The following is a 15,913-nucleotide window of genomic DNA, read 5'->3' on the forward strand; positions in this document are numbered from 1 at the left end:
ACCTGAGCCATGCCTGCGCCAGGGTGGAGGCGTTTCGATGCCGCCACCCGTTGCTGCGCGCTGTTCGGTATCCTTCCCACGACGCCCACGCTGCGCGCGATTGACGCAGCGCCTCCCACGTTGTTCGATGGCCGTTACAACAACACGGAGGAAGACATGGGACGTCCTGCACGCGGTTCGCGTCAACTCGCACTTGCGCTGTGCCTGCCCGGCATGCTTGCCGCCGGCGTGGCCAGCGCCACCAACTACACCCTGTGGGTCCACGGCCGCACCGGCGGCGGCGCCATCGGCAACTACAATGATTTCGCCTACTTCGGCCCGAACGCCACGCCGGCCGGCGTCAACAAGAAGTCGGTCAACTGGGACGGCAGGAGCGGCATCGCCTCGCAAAGCGGCTACGTCCGCAATGCGCTGGACTGCTTCTGCACCGGGCAGAACTGGTGCTACATCGCCGTCCACAGCGCCGGCGACATGCTGGTCGGCTATACCCTGGCCAACTACGGCGGCTCGGCGCGGCCGGTGACCAACGGCCAGGCGAATGGCGCCGGCGTGTGCACCGGGACCGGCGGCAGCCAGGCCGGCTGGAACATCCGCTGGGTACGCGTGGCGGCCGGTTCCGCCGGCGGCAGCGAGCTGGCCGACATCGGCGCCTGGGTCACGAGCGAACCGCTGGCCCAGCAGCACAAGGTGGCCACCGCGCGTGCGCTCTACAACCACAACGATACGCGCAACATCTGGTTCTACATGTACGCGGGCGCAAACGGCACCCTGTACTCGTTCGCGCTGCCGGGGCAGGACGACGAGGTGGTGGCTTACCATAGTTCGGGAGGTGCGTCGGGGAGCTCGGGCAGTTCGCTGTGCAATCCGGGCGACTGGTTCTGCAACGACCTGAGCCTGGGCGCCGGCAACAACCAGGGCGGGCGGCCGAAGTGGGCGTATCACTCGGTGGTGCTCCGCGACGATGGGGAGGATTACGGGCACTACACGGGGCGGAACTGGGGCGGGATCACGTCGGTGCTGCGGCGGGATATGGAGAATCTGGCGCGGTGAAGCAAGCACGAGCAACGATGTGATCTGGCTGCAGCGGCAACCGTACGGTGGGGTCATTGATGCCGGGGGCATCAGTGACAAAGTGCCCACGCGGAAGCCTGCGCGGTGTTAGCGCTCATCGCTGTCGAAACGTGCGAATGATGCCGGCGTATCGGAAGCGCATTGTTAGCGCCTCGATTCGTCGCAAGCGTATCGAGCGACGCCTCGCTGCAGCGGACTGCGGACGGGCACGTAACCGCGTGGGCACGGAGTGCCTAGCGCGGCCCGGCCCACCCTACGATTGGCGCCCCGGGTTTTAACCCGCGCTGCCTTTGCGCATCTGCGCCTTCTCCGCCGCCGTCGGCCGCTTCCCGACCACATACACCGTGTACATCGGCTGGCGCGGGTCGATCGGCAGCGCCATCTCGCCTTCGACCGCGGCATTCGCTACCGGCGCGGGCGCCGCGCGTTCGGCCGGGCCGCTCAGGCAGGCCACCAGGCCCAGTACTAGGAATGCCCCGAAAATCCACACTTCCACGTTGCGACCGATCCCCATGATCTTCTCCTCGACCCGGCCACCGGCGGCCGGTCTCGTCATGGTGCCGGGCTGGCGCTGCGTCGCTATTGCAACAGATCAAACGATTTCGTTCCTTGTGGAAACATTCCGACATGCAGGAGGCGACGCGGCAGGGACAAGCCGCGTAGAATACCGCCTCGTCAGAAAGAATTGGAAAGCACAGCATGTCGATACAATGGTTCCCGGGCCACATGAACTCCGCCAAGAAGCAGGCGGAGGAGCAGATGGAAAACATCGATCTCGTGATCGAGGTGCTCGACGCACGCCTGCCCGAAGCGAGCTGCAACCCGCTGGTCGACAAGATGCGCAAGTTCCGCCAGCGTCCCGTCCTGAAGATCCTGAACAAGATCGACCTGGCCGATCCGGTGGCCACCGCCGCCTGGAAAGCCTATTACGATGCCCAGGACGGCGTGACCGCCTATCCGATGACGACCAAGAAGCCGCTCGACGTGGCGCGCATCCCGCAACTGGCGCTGTCGCTGGCGCCGCACCGCGGCGTACCGACCAAACCGCTGCGCATCATGATCATGGGGATTCCTAACGTCGGCAAGTCGACGCTGATGAACGCGCTGTTGAAAAAGCGCGTGGCCAAGGTCGGCGACGAGCCGGCGGTGACCAAGACCCAGCAAAAGCTGTACCTCGACAAGCACACGGTGCTGGTCGACACCCCGGGCCTGATGTGGCCGAAGATCGAGATGGACAGCGACGGCATGATGCTGGCCGCCAGCCACGCGATCGGCACCAATGCGCTGATCGAGGAGGAGGTCGCCTTCTTCCTGGGCGACCTGCTGCTGGAGCGTTACCCGCAGCTGCTCACCGCGCGCTACGGCTTCAAGACCGAGGGCATGGACGGCATCGCGGTGGTGGAAAACGTCGCGGCGCGCCGTGGTTTCCGCGTGCGCGGCGGCGAGTTCGACGTCGAAAAGGCGGCGCACGTGCTGCTGCACGACTACCGCAGCGGCGCCCTGGGCCGCATTAGCCTGGAAACCCCGGAAACCCGCGCCGCCCGCATCGCCGCCCATGAAATCGCCATGGCCGAAAAGGCGCGCATCGCCGCCGAAAAGGCCGCCGCCAAGGCCGAAGAAGCCGCCCGCGGCAAGCGCGGCACGTAAGTCTCGACGCCGGCATTCCACCGGCGTCACCGCAGTCCGTGACTTAAATCGTAGGGTGGGCACTCTGTGCCCACGCGGAAGCATGCGTCGCGGCTGCGGTTTTCCCTATCGTATCGGTGGCATACCGCTATGGCGTCCAAGTGATCAGCCACCTACGCTTCCACCTCCCCAAACCTGAAACTCGACACCGCCAGGCTGCCAAAGAACGCATCCTCGTGATACACGTTCTCAGCCCGTTCCTGCTCCGCCGCCCCCAGCGCCACCATCAACGGAATCAAATGCTCCTCCCTCGGATGCGCCGCCCTGGCTGACGGCGCCTCATCCCAGCGCAGCAGCGCCGCCGTCCGCTCGGCCGGCGCCAGGTCCAGCAAGGTCCGGTTCAGCCACCCATCGAACCCGTGCGACGCCTCGCGCCCGCTCGCCCCGAACTGGCGTAGGTTATGGAAGGACAGCCCGCTGCCGATGATCAGCACCCCTTCGTCGCGCAGCGGCGCCAGCGCGCGCCCGGCCCCGACGTGGGCCAGCGGATCGAGATCGCGCCGCAGCGACAGCTGCACCACCGGCATGTCGGCCTGCGGATACACCGGATACAGCATCGAGAAGGTGCCGTGGTCGAAGCCGCGTTCGGCGTCCAGCGCGGCCGGGTGGCCGGCTTCGTTCAGCAGGGCCGCCACGCGCGCCGCCAGCTGCGGGTCGCCCGGGGCGGGGTAGCTTACCTGGTAGGTATGCGGCGGGAAGCCGCCGTAGTCGTAGATCATGCCAGGTGCGTTCGATGACGAGACCATGAAGCGTGGTGCTTCCCAGTGGCTGGTCACCACCAGCACGGCCTTCGGACGCACCTTCAACTGGCGCGGGATGTCGACCAGGGAGGCTTCCAGCTTGTCGTAGGCGTTGCCGAATTCCTTTTTCAGCCAGGGCCAGGGGCCGCCGCCGTGGGAGACGAAATAGGTGGGCAGGCGGGTGGGCATGGCGGAACTCCTTCATGTGGCGACAGAGTTTGATGGTAGCCGATCCGGCGTGCGGGCGTTGCCAGTGGAGGCGCCGATGATCATGCGATGAGACCGCGTGGGCACAGGTGCCCACCCTACAAAAGCATCGCTGACGCAGACGACACCGCAAAAATGGGTTTTGTAGGGTGGACACCTGTGTCCACGCGGTGTCACCATTCGCACCAACGCGGCGCGATAACAATCACGAAACGCTGCGATCCCTTGCCCGTTATATAATCCGCCCCGTTCTGGTGCCCGCGCGCGCAATCCGCGTGCGCAGTTAAACGGGAAACACGATGCTCCTGCGCCCCCGGCGCACGGCCCAGGTGTGCTGCCCCCGCAACGGTAAACAAGCGTCGCCCCGGCGACAGGCCGCCTCGAACACCACTGTGCACGGCGCAGGAAGGTGAGGCGGTCCGACTTGCTAGCCCGGATACCGGCCAGGACAGGTGGACATTCCCAGGGAATGTCCGTTGAATCCGGCCTGCGGGGACGCAGGCCGGATGCACACTTATCGAATAACGACATCATGACTTTTGCTGTTCCGACCAGCGCGCCGGCGATCAAGCCGCTCGTGCTTGCCTGTGCCTTTTCCCTGTTCGCCAATGCCGCCAGCGCCGAGCAGGCCATCGCCACCGTCAACGTCACCGGCGCCCGCTTCGCCAGCGACGCGGCCCTGATGCCGATCGGCGCCACCGTGATCACCGCCGACGACATCCGCCGCGCCGGCGCCAACGACGTGAACGCCGCGATCCGCAAGATCGGCGGCGTGTTCGGCCGCCAGAGCCTGGACGGCTCGCCCGACTTCGGCCTCGACCTGCGCGGCTTCGGCTCGAACAGCAGCCAGAACATGGTGATCCTGGTCGACGGCGTGCGCCTCAACGAGAACGAACTGGCCGGCCCGATCCTGTCCTCGATCCCGGTCGACACCGTCGAGCGCATCGAGATCACGCGCGGCGGCAGCAGCGTGCTGTACGGCGAAGGCGCCACCGGCGGCGTCATCAACATCATCACCAAACGCGGCGCCGACGACGGCTACCACGGCTCGCTGAGCCTGGAAGGCGGCCGCTTCGACCAGTACGATGCGCGCGCTTCGGTACGCCACGGCGAAGGCCCGCTGTCGTTCGACCTGGCCGCCGACAAGCAGGGGACCGACAACTACCGCAATAACAACGCCTTCCGCCAGAAGAGCATCAGCGGCGGCTTCCAGTGGGCCGACGACGGTTCGCGCCTCGGCCTGCGCGTGGAAAGCGCGCGCCAGCACGGCCGCCTGCCGGGTTCGCTGACCCAGGAAGAGTTCGACGCCAACCCGCGCCAGACCAACACCCCGAACGACTTCGGCTCGCTCGACAGCGACCGCGTCACCCTGTTCGGCGAACACCGCATCGGCAGCGTCGAACTGGCGGCCGAACTGTCGCACCGCGAACGCGAAGTGAAATCGGCCTACGACTTCGGCAACGGCCTGTCCGAGTCCACTTACCACAGCCGCCAGACCCAGTTCTCGCCGCGCCTGCGCCAGATCAGCCGCCGCGACAGCATGCTGAACGAGTTCGTGGCCGGCGTCGACCTGACGCGCTGGGAGCGCAGCACCAGCTTCGGTTCGGAGTCGAGCCAGGACGCGAAGGCGATCTACGTGCGCGACGAAATGCGCTTCGCCAGCGTCTACAACGCACGCCTGGCCGTCGGCGCCCGCCACGAGCGCTTCGACAAGGAAGACGATAGCGGTTTCGGAAGCCCGGAGAAGGGCGAGCAGTCGCAGAACGGCTGGAGCGTCGAGGGCAGCATCGACCCAATCGCCGGCATCACCGTGCATGCCAAGGCGGGCGAAAGCTACCGCATCCCGAACGCCGACGAGAACGGCTACCGTTCCTCCATCGGCCTGCTCGACGTGCAGACCTCGCGCGACCTGGAACTGGGCGTCACCGCCGGCAGCGATGCACGCCGCATCAGCGCGCGCGTGTTCCGTCACCGCCTGACGAACGAGATCTTCTTCGACCCGACCCTGAACGGCTTCGGCGCCAACACCAACCTCGACCCGACCCGCCGCCAGGGCACCGAAGTCGAAGGCCACCTGACGTTCGCATCCGACTGGCGCGTGACCGGCCAGTGGCAACACGTGAAGGCGAAGTTCACCGATGGCCCGAACGCCGGCCGCGAAATGGTACTGGTGCCGAAGAACGTGCTGACCGCGCGCCTGGCATGGATGCCAAGCACCGGCCAGACCGCCGACATCGGCGCCCAGTACGTGTCGAGCCAGCGCTACGGCAACGACTTCGGCAACACCTGCAACGCGCGCATTCCGTCGTACACGACGATCGACGCCCGCTTTGCGCAGAAGGTTGGTAACTGGGAGTTCGCGGTGAATGGCCTGAACCTGGCCGACCGCCAGTACTACAGCAACGCCTTCGGCTGCCGCAGCGGCATCTACCCGAGCGACGGCCGCCAGCTGAAGCTCTCGGCGCGCTACGACTTCTGATGTCGTAAGCGGATGAGCGTCCTGCCGGCAGCGTCGAGGACCCGCCAGCGTGCCATCGTGGGGGTGCTGCTTGCGCTCGCGCTGCTGGTGTTGATTGCCGCCGGCCTGGCCGGCTCGGTGCCGGTGCCGCTCGTCGATGTGCCGCAGGCCTTGAGCAGCCTGGTTGTGGGAGACCCAAGCGGCATGTCCGCCACCTTGCTCGACCTGCGCCTGGGCCGTGCCAGCGCCGCCTTTGTCACCGGCGCCGCGCTGGCGCTGGCCGGCGTCATGATGCAGGCCCTGGTGCGCAATCCGCTGGCCGACCCTTATGTGCTGGGCGTCTCGGCCGGCGCCGCCGTCGGCGCCCTGGCCGCGCTGCTGTTCGGCGCGGCTCTGTGGATCGTCGATCTCGGCGCGCTCGCGGGCGCGGTCGGGATCTCCTTGCTTCTGTATCTGCTGGCCCGGCGTGACCTGGGCGGCGGGCGCGGGGCGGTGCGCACCGGCGAGTCCGGCGTGCTGCTGCTCACCGGCGTGGTGCTGGCCTCGGCCTGCATGGCGCTGGTCACCCTGATGCTGTCGGTGGCGCCCGAATCGCGCTTGCGCGGCATGGTGTTCTGGATGATCGGCGATCTGGCAGGGTCCAGCTGGCGCCTGCTGCCCTGGCTCGTGCTGGCGGCCGCCGTGCTGCTGGCCTTGCGCCGCGCACGATCGCTGAACGTGATGGCCCTGCATGCCGACGCCGCCGTGGCGCTCGGCGTCGACGTCGCCGCCCAGCGCCGTTTTCTGTTCCTGTGTTCGGGCCTGCTGACCGCCTGCGCCGTCACCACCGGCGGCAGCATCGGCTTCGTCGGCCTGGTGGTGCCGCATGCCTGCCGTTATGCCTTCGGCCCCGACCACCGAATTTTGCTGCCCGCTGCCACACTGGTGGGCGGTAGTTTCCTTGTTCTCGCCGACACGCTGGCGCGCACGGTACTCGCGCCGCAGCAGCTGCCGGTGGGCGTGCTGACCTCGCTGATCGGCGTGCCCGTGTTCCTGTTCCAGCTTCACCAACTTCACCTGCGCCGCCGATGACTCTGCCGATGACTCCGCCGATGATTTCCACCCAAGACCTGACCCTGCGCGTCGATGGGCGCCTGCTCGTCGAGCGCCTGGACTGGCGCGTGCACGCCGGCGAGAGCTGGTGCGTGATCGGCCCGAACGGCGCCGGCAAGAGCACGCTGCTGCGCACCGTGGCCGGCCTGCGCGCGCCCGACGGCGGCAGCGTGGCGCTGGCCGGCAAGCCGGTCGGCGACTGGGCCTTGCCGGCGCTGGCGCGCGAACGCGCCTACCTCGCGCAGTCGCGCGGCGACGCCTTTGCCTACCGCGTCATCGAAACCGTGCTGATGGCGCGTCACCCCTATCACGCCGACCGCTACTGGGAAGGCAGCGACGACCACGCCGCCGCCGAGGCGGCGCTGCGCACGCTCGACGTGGCGCACCTGGCCGAGCGCGACGTGCGCACCCTGTCCGGCGGCGAGCGCCAGCGCGTGGCGATTGCCGCGCTGCTGGCCCAGGACACGCCGCTGCTGCTGCTCGACGAGCCGGCAAATGCCCTCGACCTGGCGCACCAGGTGGCCGTGACCGACCTGATGGCGCGCCTGTGCCGCGAGGACAGGGCGGTGGTCAGCGTCGGCCACGATTTGAACTTGGCCTGGAGCGGCGCCACCCATGCGCTGCTCCTGAATGGCGACGGCAGCTGGCACGCCGGCGCCACCCGCGACGTGATGCGCCCGGAGCTGCTGAGCGCCTGCCTGGGCCATCCGATCGCGGCGATCGCCCACGGCGCGCGCACCGTGTTCCTGCCGGATGCGCCGGCGGCCGTCACCAATCTCGCACCTGTCAGGAATACCCAATGAAAGCATTGCTGCTCGCCCTGCTGCTGTTTTCCGCTTCGGCCGGGGCCGCCGTCAGCGTGGTCGACGATGCTGGCCAGCGCGTCACGCTGGCGCGTCCGGCCCAGCGCGTGATCTCGATGGCGCCGCACGTCACCGAGCTGCTGTTCGCGGCCGGCGGCGGCGCGCGCATCGTCGGCGCCATGAACTACAGCGATTACCCGGCGGCCGCGCGCAACATCCCCCTGATCGGCTCGAACAGCCAGATCGACATCGAGCGCGTGATCGCGATGAAGCCGGATTTGCTGATCGTCTGGCAGAGCGGGAACACGGCGCGCCAGATCACCCAGCTGCAGGGACTCGGCATCCCGGTCTTTCACAGCGAGCCGCGCAGGCTCGACGAGGTGGCGACCAGCCTGCTGCGCCTGGGCCAGCTGCTCGGCACCGAGCCCGTCGCGCGCGCCGCGGCAAACGCCTATACGGCGAAGCTGGCGGCGCTGCGCGCCCGCTATGCGCAGCGCCCGCCGGTGACGGTGTTCTACCAGGCCTGGGACAGCCCCCTGTACACCCTGAACGGCGAGCAGATCGCCAGCGACGCCATCCGCGCCTGCGGCGGCCGGAATATCTTTGCCGAACTGAAGACGGTGGCGCCGCAGGTCGGCGTGGAAGCCGTGGTGCAGAAGGACCCCGAGGCCATCGTCGGCGGCAAGCTGTACACGCCGCAGGACCGCGGCCTGTCGATCTGGCAGCCCTACAAGGGCATGACCGCGGTGCGCCGCAACAACCTGTTCACGCTCGACGAGGAATTGCTGACCCGGCCGGGCCCGCGCGTGGTCGATGGCGCGGCCACGCTGTGCGCACGCCTCGATGAAGCCCGTGCACGGCGCACACGGTAGGGTGGGCACCCCGTGCCCACGCGGAAGCATGCACCGTGTTGGCACGGCTCCAGCTGCAAAATCCGCCACGTGTCAGCGCCGCCAAATGATCATTCGAACACGTTTCGATATGCCAGCGTTCGTAGGTAAAATCGAGCCAACCATGCTCATCATTACGCGTGGGCACGGGGTGCCCACCATACGGTCATCGACGATGCCAGCAGATCCGGGGCCAGCAATGGCCCACATTCGCGCAGACGCTGCGTTACAGCCGTAAGCAAATGCAAAAAATCGTGTCCGCCTTAGAGGGGAAGGCGAAAAAGTGGTAATCTCGCGGTCGTTTTCTTCAACTTCACACAGAAGGATTTTTATGCGCCGCTCCCTGCGTTTCGCCATCGTCGCTGCCAGCCTGGTTGCCAGCACTGCTTTCGCTTCGCCAACCAATCCGCAGAACGGCGTCGAATACACGACCCTGGCAACGCCGCAGCCGGTCCAGGCGACCGGCAAGAAGGTCGAAGTGGTGGAATTCTTCGCTTACCACTGCCCGGCTTGCTACGCGCTGGAACCTGGCCTGAACGAATGGGTCAAAAAGCAGGGTGACAAGATCGTGCTGCGCCGTGTCCACCTGCCGTTCCAGGGTCCGGCCGATCCGGAAGCGCACCTGTTCCTGACCCTCGAAGCCATGGGCAAGCTGGCCGAATTCCATCCGAAGGTCCTGCACGCCGTGCACGTGCAGCGCGTGCGCCTGATGAAGGACGACCAGATCATCGACTGGGTGTCGAAGAACGGCATCGACCGCGCCAAGTTCCTCGAAACCTGGAACTCGTTCGGCGTGACCACCAAGCTGCGCCGCCTGCCGCAACTGGCCACCGCCTACCAGGTGAGCGGCACGCCGACCATCATCGTCGACGGCAAGTACCAGACCTCGCCGGGCCAGGTGTCGGAAAAGCTGAAGATCTCGGACCGTAACCAACTGATGCAGGCGAGCTTCCAGGTGCTGGACGCGCTTGTCGAGAAGGCAGCCAAGACGAAATGAGCGATACCGAAGGCAAGGTCCTGGCCATGTACGAGGGCGCCCGCCCTCGTGAAGAGGACCTGTTCGAGACCAGCAACGTGAACCACATCGCGTGGTCGCTGGTCGTGATCCTGCTCGGGCTGGTGATCTGGCTCTGCATCACGCTCGTGAACGCGGAAAACCAGCGCTACGCCCTGATCACGAACCAATGCCCGGACCCGGTGTTCAAGAGCGGGGTCGACAAGGCCTGCCTGTACACCGTGAAGTCGCGCGAGCACTGGTGGGAACACCTGTGGTACGGCTTCACGCACGTGAAGCCGGAACGCAAGTAGGGCGATCGGGCAGGCCAGGGTAGGCGAGGGCACGCTATGTGCGCTGCCTGCCCTACAGTGCGATCACGAATCTGGCGCCGCCCAGCGCCGAGTCTTCCACCGTCAGGCTGCCGCCGTGCAGCAGCACCGCCTTGCGCGCGATCGACAGGCCGAGGCCGAAGCCGCCGGTGGCGCGGTCGCGGCTGCGGTCGAGCCGGTAGAAGGGCTCGAAGATGCGGTCGCGTTCCTCTTCGGGAATGCCTGGCCCGTCGTCCTCGACCGCGATCAGCAGCCGGCCGCCTTCGCGCGCGGCCGACAGGCGGATCGAGGCCGCCGCGTATTTCTGCGCATTCCTCAGCAGGTTCGACAGCGCCCGGCCCAGCAGGCGCGGGTCGGCTTCGACCGTGCCGAGCTCCTGCCTGGCCGCGACGTCCAGCGCCTGCGCACCTGGCGGCAGCGCGGCCGCGGCGCCCTCCAGCAGGGCGGCCACGTCCACCGTTTCGCGCCGCAGCGCCTGCTCGCTGTCGAGGCGCGCCATGCCCAGCAGTTCGTTGACCAGGTCGTTCAGCTCGCGCACGTCGCCTTCCATCGCCGCGATGCGCCGGCGCAGGGCCGGGTCGCCGGCTTTCGCATCGAGCAGTTCGAGCGCGAATTCGAGCCGGGCGATCGGCGTACGCAGTTCGTGCGACACCGAGTGCAGCAGGTTCTTCTGCGTGACCAGCAATTCCTCGATGCGGTCGGCCATGTGGTCGATCCGTTCCGCCAGCGGGTAGATGCTGGCCGAGCGCGGCATGCGCGCCCGCGCCGACAAACGGCCGGCGCCGAATTCGTCGGCCACGCGCGAGAGCTTCTGCAAGCCCTGCCAGTGCGAACGCGACCACAGCGCCACCGGCACCAGGAGGGCCAGCGCCACGATCACGTAGCGCACCGCTTCCATCTTGAGGGCCAGGTTGACGTCGATCGGCAAGTCGCGCGCGTGGATCACTTCCTCGTCGCTGCCGATGTAGCGCTGGCCGTCCAGGTCCACGCGGCGGTAAAAGGCCTTGTTGCCGACGTCGAGCACGACCTCGCCGCGCTCGAGCGCGCGCAGGCTGGCGCGCGGCAGGGCGGCGCGGGCAGCGTCCAGGGTGATCAGGTCGAAGCGCGTGTCCGACACCTCGCGCACGCGGTTCAGGCGCACCAGCCATTCGTCGGCCGGCGCTTCGTCGACGTATTGCTCGATCAGGAAGATCTGGGCCGAGGACTGGCGCCGCGCGATGTCGTCGAGCGGGTCGCCGAACAGCCGGCTCATCGCAAAATAGATCACGAAGGTGGCGGCCGTAATCGACAGCATCACCAGCACGAAAAAGCGGAAGAAAATCCGGTTCACCCGATCTCCCTCCAACATCGGCCCTTCTCTACGACGCCAAGAAACATTGTTTTTCTCCTAACGCCATTGTATAGGAGCAATGATGACAACGGTAAATTACAAATTTGCGACAAAGTGGCGACATCTACAGGGAGAATAAAACATGCCAAACGGATAACCTAGCCGGGATTCAGGTTTTCCGTTTGCCCACTCGATACGCGAGTGTCGGTGGGTTTTTTTATTCGGGCCGCCGCCCTGGCGCGTGGCCAGCCGAAGGAGGACGAGATGAGGCCGTGCTGCTCGCCACTCCCTGGCCCCGGGCGCTTCCGCGCCACCTTCATTTCTTCCTCCATCGGCACCGGGCGCGCCAACGCGACCGTAAATCATGCATTCAGGATATTTCGGGCAAGGCTAGCTCAACGTAGAATACGGGCAACCGATCTTCCGACTCCACCATGAACAAGTTCACCGCCCTGGCCTTGGCATTCCTGTCGGGCAGCGCCGCTGCCCAGACGCCGGCCACCAATCCCATGCCCGACGGCAGCCGCGACATGTATGTCGGGTTGGGCCTGGTTTCGGCCGCGCGCTACGAAGGGGCGGAGCACAGCGAGCGCAAGGCGCTGCCGGTGCTGCAGGTGCAGTGGAGTAATGGCGTGTTCGTGTCCGGCATGTCGGCTGGCATGCACCTGTCGAGCGACCCGCGGGTCGAATTCGGCCCCCTGGTCGAGCTGCAGCGGCGCCGTGACGAGTCGGGTAGCGGCGGCGGCGTGGACGGCATGTTGATGCGCTATTCGGTTGTTTCCCTGCCGGACGCCGCACTGAGCGAGAACCGCCTGACCGGCATGACCCCGGTCGCCACCCGCCTGCTGGGCGGCGGCTTCCTGAACGCCTACCTGACGCCCGACTGGCGCGTCACCGGCAGCCTGTTGTACGGCGCCGGCAACGAACGCGACGGCGCGCGCCTGGACCTGGGCGTGCAACGCCTGGCGATGCAGGCCGGGGCCCACCACCGGATTTCGGTGGCAGCCGGCGTGAGCCTGGTCAACGCCGGCTACAATCGCGCCTTCTTCGGCGTCGACGAACTCGATTCCCTGCGCAGCGGCCATCCGGTGTACCGCCCCGGCGGCGGCCTGAAGGACGCCCACCTGGGCCTGCGCTGGAACTGGGCATTCACGCCGTCCTGGATGCTGACCTCGAACCTCCAGCTGGTGCGCCTGGCCGGCGACGCCCGCCATAGCCCGCTCGTCGAGCGGCCGACCAACCTGACGGTTTCCACCGCCATCGCCTACCGGTTCTGACGATGCCCCCGGCCCGCCACCTGTTCGCCACCTGCATCCTGACGCTGAGCGCCCTCGGCGCCGGCGCGGGCGCGCACGCGGCCGACTGGGTCAGCTATCGCGACGCCTATCGGGCGATGGTGGTGTTCGAGAAATACGGCGGGCCGAAGCACGGGTTGCAGCATCACCTGCAGGTGGTGCCGCTGGAAAAAGGCGTGGCGCTCGAAGGCGTGCAGCTGACCCTGGCAGGCAAGGCCAACCAGGTGAACCTGGCGCTCGACCCGCTCGGCCGCACCGCCTTCCCGCTGCTGAAGGCGGCCTACGACGAGAATGCCGCCTTGTACCTGAGCCGCAAGATCGGCGCCTTCAGCGTGCGCCCGCGCGTCTCGCTGCTGCCGCAGGCCGACGGCGTGTACGACGCGGCCCAGCTGCGCGCCGGCTGTGAGCAGGCGCTCGGCTTCGCGCGCCATGCCGACGCCTCGCAGCGCGCGCTGCAATGCGGCGGCGTGCGTTTCGTGTTTGCCCGGCGGGCAGGGGAGATCGCGGTGCGCCTGCACCGCCTGGACGGCGCCGACCAGGTCCTGGCGCCGGTGAATGGCCCCGCCTTCCAGGGCGATGCCGACGAGGGTTTCCCGACAGTGGTCTACCGCTTCGCCGGCGCCGAGCGCGCCCAGGTGATCAGCGCCAACGTGCCGCTGGCGATCGTGCCGCTGTTCGAGTAAAAAGCTTTAGTTCCAGGCCGACGGCGAGAACAGATAGCCTTCGCCCCACACCGTCTTGATCTTTTCCGAGCGCCCATCGTCGAACTTGCGGCGCAGCTTGGAGATGCAGTTGTCGATGCTGCGGTCTAGTCCGTCGAACTCGATGCCGCGCATCTTCTTCAGCAGCTCGTCGCGCGAAAGCACGCGCCCGGCCGCCTCGGCCAGCACCAGCAGCAGCTTGTATTCGGTATTGCTCAGCACGCAGAGCTTGTCGCGCCAGAACACGGTGCGGTCGGCGCCGACGATCCGCAAGCCACCGAACATCAGTTCAGCCGATTCGGGCGCACCCTTGGGCTGGGTGCGGCGCAGCAGGGCGCGCAGGCGGGCCAGCAGCACGCGCGGCTGCACCGGCTTGTTGACGAAATCGTCGGCGCCTTGCTCCAGGCCCGAGACCTCGTCGTAGGAATCCTCGCGCGCCGTCAGGATCAGGATCGGCACATCGGACAACTCGCGGATCCGGCGGCAGACCACCATCCCGTCGAGTCCCGGCAGCATCAGGTCGAGCACCACGATGTCCGGCGCAAACGCTTCGAAGCGCGCCAGCGCCGCATCGCCGCGCGTGACCAGCTCGACGGTAAATTCGTAAGCGGACAGGTATTCGGTCACCAGCTCGGCCAACCGGGCATCGTCTTCCACCAGCAAAACTCGGTACATACTGTTCTCCTCTGCCGACATTGTATAGAAGCAATGGCACGTAAGCACAGTTACTACATTGTGCCGACAGATGGAGACATTTTGATGACAGTTCGGTGTCTTGGTCTGGCGTTTGCGGGCAACAAAAAAGCCGCACGCGGCGGCTTTGGAAAGGCGGCTGCCGCCGCTAGCCCATCTTTCTGCTCAGGTCGGCCATGGCATCGACCAGGCGGTCGATGTCGCCGACGCTGGTCCACAAGTGGGTCGAAATACGGATCGCATAATGGTCGCTGGCCGCCCCGATCACCGGGAAGTTGACGTTGCGGATCACGAAGCCGGGGCTGTAGTCGCTCAGCATGCGCGCCACGAATTCGCCCGACTTGGCGCTGTTCATGACGTCGGCCGGGTTCGTGAATGGATTAAACGAAGTGATGGCCGAGACCAGCTTCGGATCGTCCTTCGGCGAATACAAGCGGTCCACGCCCCAGACCTCGGTGATGCGCTCTTTCAGGTAAGCCGACAGCGCCAGGTCATAGGTCTCGATTTTCTTGCGCCCGATCTGGTCCCACAGGGCGCAGCTCGACACCAGCGCATGGAACATCGGCGTGTGCAGGCTGCCGCAGGCGGTGATCGTCGCGGCGATGTCCCAGGTGGCGGTGCCGTTGGTGGTGCGTGCGCGCGGCGTCCAGCTGCTGGTGTGGATCGGGTACCAGTTCGGCAGTGGCAGCGGGTTCGAGGCGCGGATCTTGTTACGCGCGATCAGGATACCGGTTGAGCCGGGACCGCACTGCCACTTGTGGCCGGCGCCGGACATGAAGTCCATGCCGAGCTGGGCGTAGTCAAAGGCCATCATACCCGGCAGGTGGGCGCCGTCGACAATGGAAATCAGGCCATGCAGTTTGGCGATCTCCATCAATTCGGCAATCGGCAGCATGGTGCCTGTCTTGTAGGTCGGCGCCGAGAACATCATGGCGCGCACGCGCTTGCCCTGGGTGCGCAGTTCGCGGATACGGGCGTCGAACAGCGTGGCATACAGGGCGGCGTTCTGGTTGTTCCCGACTGGCATGGCCACGCGGGCGATCTCGATGCCGTAGCGCGCCACGGCGATCGCCATCGGCGTTTCGCCGCCGCCGTGCTCGTGGTTGGTGGTAACGATCACGTCGCCGGGCTGCCAGTCGATGCCAAGGATGGCGTGGCACATGCCTGACGAGGTATTCGCCGAGAAGGCCAGCTCGTCGGGGTCGACGCCGAAGCCGGGCGCCACCTGCGTGCGCTCGGCCAGCAGGTTCGAATAGCCATTGCCGGATTCGCGTGCCTTGGTACGGTTCTCGCTGTCGAACAGGTCGAGTGACACCTTGGGCATCGAACCGGCCGTGCCGATATTCATGAAGCGGCGGGTCGGGTCGAGCGTAAACATGCCGGCGACTTCGGTCCAGAAGCGCTCGTCTGCCAGGAGCTGGTTGCGCAGCTCGTCTGTGGGGCTGGCAGCATTGCTGCTGCTGCATGCAGCCAGTGGGCCGAGCGCGGCCAGGGCTGCGCCAGAGCCGAGGATGCGCAGGAAGTCACGCCGATTCCGGCTCCAATGCGCGGGAAGTGCGGCCTGGTCCGGGGGCGTGGCGATTTGCCGGGAAGCAGTGTGAGTGTCCATGTCGTCTCCATG

The 15,913-nt window shown here is 66.8% G+C and carries 15 protein-coding genes and 1 riboswitch; of the genes, 10 read left to right on the top strand and 5 right to left on the bottom strand.

The annotated features are described in order from the left end of the window. Window positions 1-156 precede the first annotated feature (156 nt). Window positions 157-1,050: a hypothetical protein gene (locus tag LK540_RS18255; protein ID WP_229438736.1), complete on the top strand. Its 894-nt coding sequence runs from the start codon at window positions 157-159 to the stop codon at window positions 1,048-1,050. Between the two features lie 295 nt (window positions 1,051-1,345). Here the strand turns inward: LK540_RS18255 and LK540_RS18260 are convergent, their stop codons facing one another. After that, entirely contained in the window at window positions 1,346-1,627 is a 282-nt protein-coding gene (locus tag LK540_RS18260) for a hypothetical protein (RefSeq protein WP_229438737.1), read from the bottom strand. Between the two features lie 170 nt (window positions 1,628-1,797). Between LK540_RS18260 and ylqF the strand changes: the two genes are divergently transcribed. Next, window positions 1,798-2,718 (top strand): ribosome biogenesis GTPase YlqF, encoded by a 921-nt coding sequence (gene ylqF / locus LK540_RS18265; protein WP_229438858.1) that lies wholly within the window; start codon window positions 1,798-1,800, stop codon window positions 2,716-2,718. 152 nt (window positions 2,719-2,870) lie between these two features. Here ylqF and LK540_RS18270 read toward each other — a convergent pair whose 3' ends face one another. Next, window positions 2,871-3,686 (bottom strand): class III extradiol ring-cleavage dioxygenase, encoded by an 816-nt coding sequence (locus tag LK540_RS18270; RefSeq protein WP_229438738.1) that lies wholly within the window; start codon window positions 3,684-3,686, stop codon window positions 2,871-2,873. Window positions 3,687-3,939: 253 nt separating this feature from the next. Further along, window positions 3,940-4,167: riboswitch (cobalamin riboswitch) on the top strand. A 69-nt stretch (window positions 4,168-4,236) separates the two neighbouring features. Between LK540_RS18270 and LK540_RS18275 the strand changes: the two genes are divergently transcribed. The 6 genes from LK540_RS18275 (at window position 4,237) to LK540_RS18300 (ending at window position 10,255) form a co-directional block, all read left to right on the top strand. Further along, window positions 4,237-6,183: a TonB-dependent receptor gene (locus LK540_RS18275; protein ID WP_229438739.1), complete on the top strand. Its 1,947-nt coding sequence runs from the start codon at window positions 4,237-4,239 to the stop codon at window positions 6,181-6,183. A 12-nt stretch (window positions 6,184-6,195) separates the two neighbouring features. Continuing rightward, a complete protein-coding gene (locus LK540_RS18280) occupies window positions 6,196-7,233 on the top strand; it encodes an iron ABC transporter permease (RefSeq protein WP_229438740.1) in 1,038 nt (345 codons plus the stop codon). Window positions 7,234-7,253: 20 nt separating this feature from the next. Beyond that, window positions 7,254-8,057 (top strand): ABC transporter ATP-binding protein, encoded by an 804-nt coding sequence (locus tag LK540_RS18285; protein ID WP_229438741.1) that lies wholly within the window; start codon window positions 7,254-7,256, stop codon window positions 8,055-8,057. Beyond that, complete coding sequence (locus LK540_RS18290) at window positions 8,054-8,929, top strand: cobalamin-binding protein (protein ID WP_229438742.1); 876 nt, start codon at window positions 8,054-8,056, stop codon at window positions 8,927-8,929. The genes LK540_RS18285 and LK540_RS18290 overlap by 4 nt, the downstream gene beginning before the upstream one ends. A 349-nt stretch (window positions 8,930-9,278) precedes the next feature. Next, on the top strand, window positions 9,279-9,944 hold the full coding sequence (locus tag LK540_RS18295; protein WP_229438743.1) for a thiol:disulfide interchange protein DsbA/DsbL: 666 nt from the start codon (window positions 9,279-9,281) through the stop codon (window positions 9,942-9,944). After that, entirely contained in the window at window positions 9,941-10,255 is a 315-nt protein-coding gene (locus LK540_RS18300) for a hypothetical protein (protein WP_229438744.1), read from the top strand. Before LK540_RS18295 ends, LK540_RS18300 begins: the two co-directional genes overlap by 4 nt. Before the next feature lie 52 nt (window positions 10,256-10,307). On the opposite strand, the gene LK540_RS18305 is transcribed toward LK540_RS18300, so the two are convergent. After that, a complete protein-coding gene (locus LK540_RS18305; protein ID WP_229438745.1) occupies window positions 10,308-11,603 on the bottom strand; it encodes an ATP-binding protein in 1,296 nt (431 codons plus the stop codon). Between the two features lie 434 nt (window positions 11,604-12,037). Here LK540_RS18305 and LK540_RS18310 point away from each other — a divergent pair, with 434 nt between their 5' ends. Both LK540_RS18310 and LK540_RS18315 read left to right on the top strand, forming a co-directional pair. Further along, window positions 12,038-12,880, top strand: a complete 843-nt coding sequence (locus tag LK540_RS18310; RefSeq protein WP_229438746.1) for a MipA/OmpV family protein — start codon at window positions 12,038-12,040, stop codon at window positions 12,878-12,880. Between the two features lie 2 nt (window positions 12,881-12,882). Then, window positions 12,883-13,581: a hypothetical protein gene (locus LK540_RS18315; RefSeq protein WP_229438747.1), complete on the top strand. Its 699-nt coding sequence runs from the start codon at window positions 12,883-12,885 to the stop codon at window positions 13,579-13,581. 6 nt (window positions 13,582-13,587) lie between these two features. Here LK540_RS18315 and LK540_RS18320 read toward each other — a convergent pair whose 3' ends face one another. After that, on the bottom strand, window positions 13,588-14,274 hold the full coding sequence (locus LK540_RS18320) for a response regulator transcription factor (RefSeq protein ID WP_229438748.1): 687 nt from the start codon (window positions 14,272-14,274) through the stop codon (window positions 13,588-13,590). Between the two features lie 166 nt (window positions 14,275-14,440). After that, window positions 14,441-15,901 carry an aminotransferase class V-fold PLP-dependent enzyme gene (locus LK540_RS18325; protein WP_229438749.1) on the bottom strand — a complete coding sequence of 487 codons (1,461 nt, stop codon included), beginning with the start codon at window positions 15,899-15,901 and terminating at the stop codon, window positions 14,441-14,443. Window positions 15,902-15,913 lie beyond the last annotated feature (12 nt).

Source organism: Massilia sp. IC2-278 (assembly GCF_020708045.1).
Classification (GTDB): Bacteria; Pseudomonadota; Gammaproteobacteria; order Burkholderiales; family Burkholderiaceae_D; genus Telluria.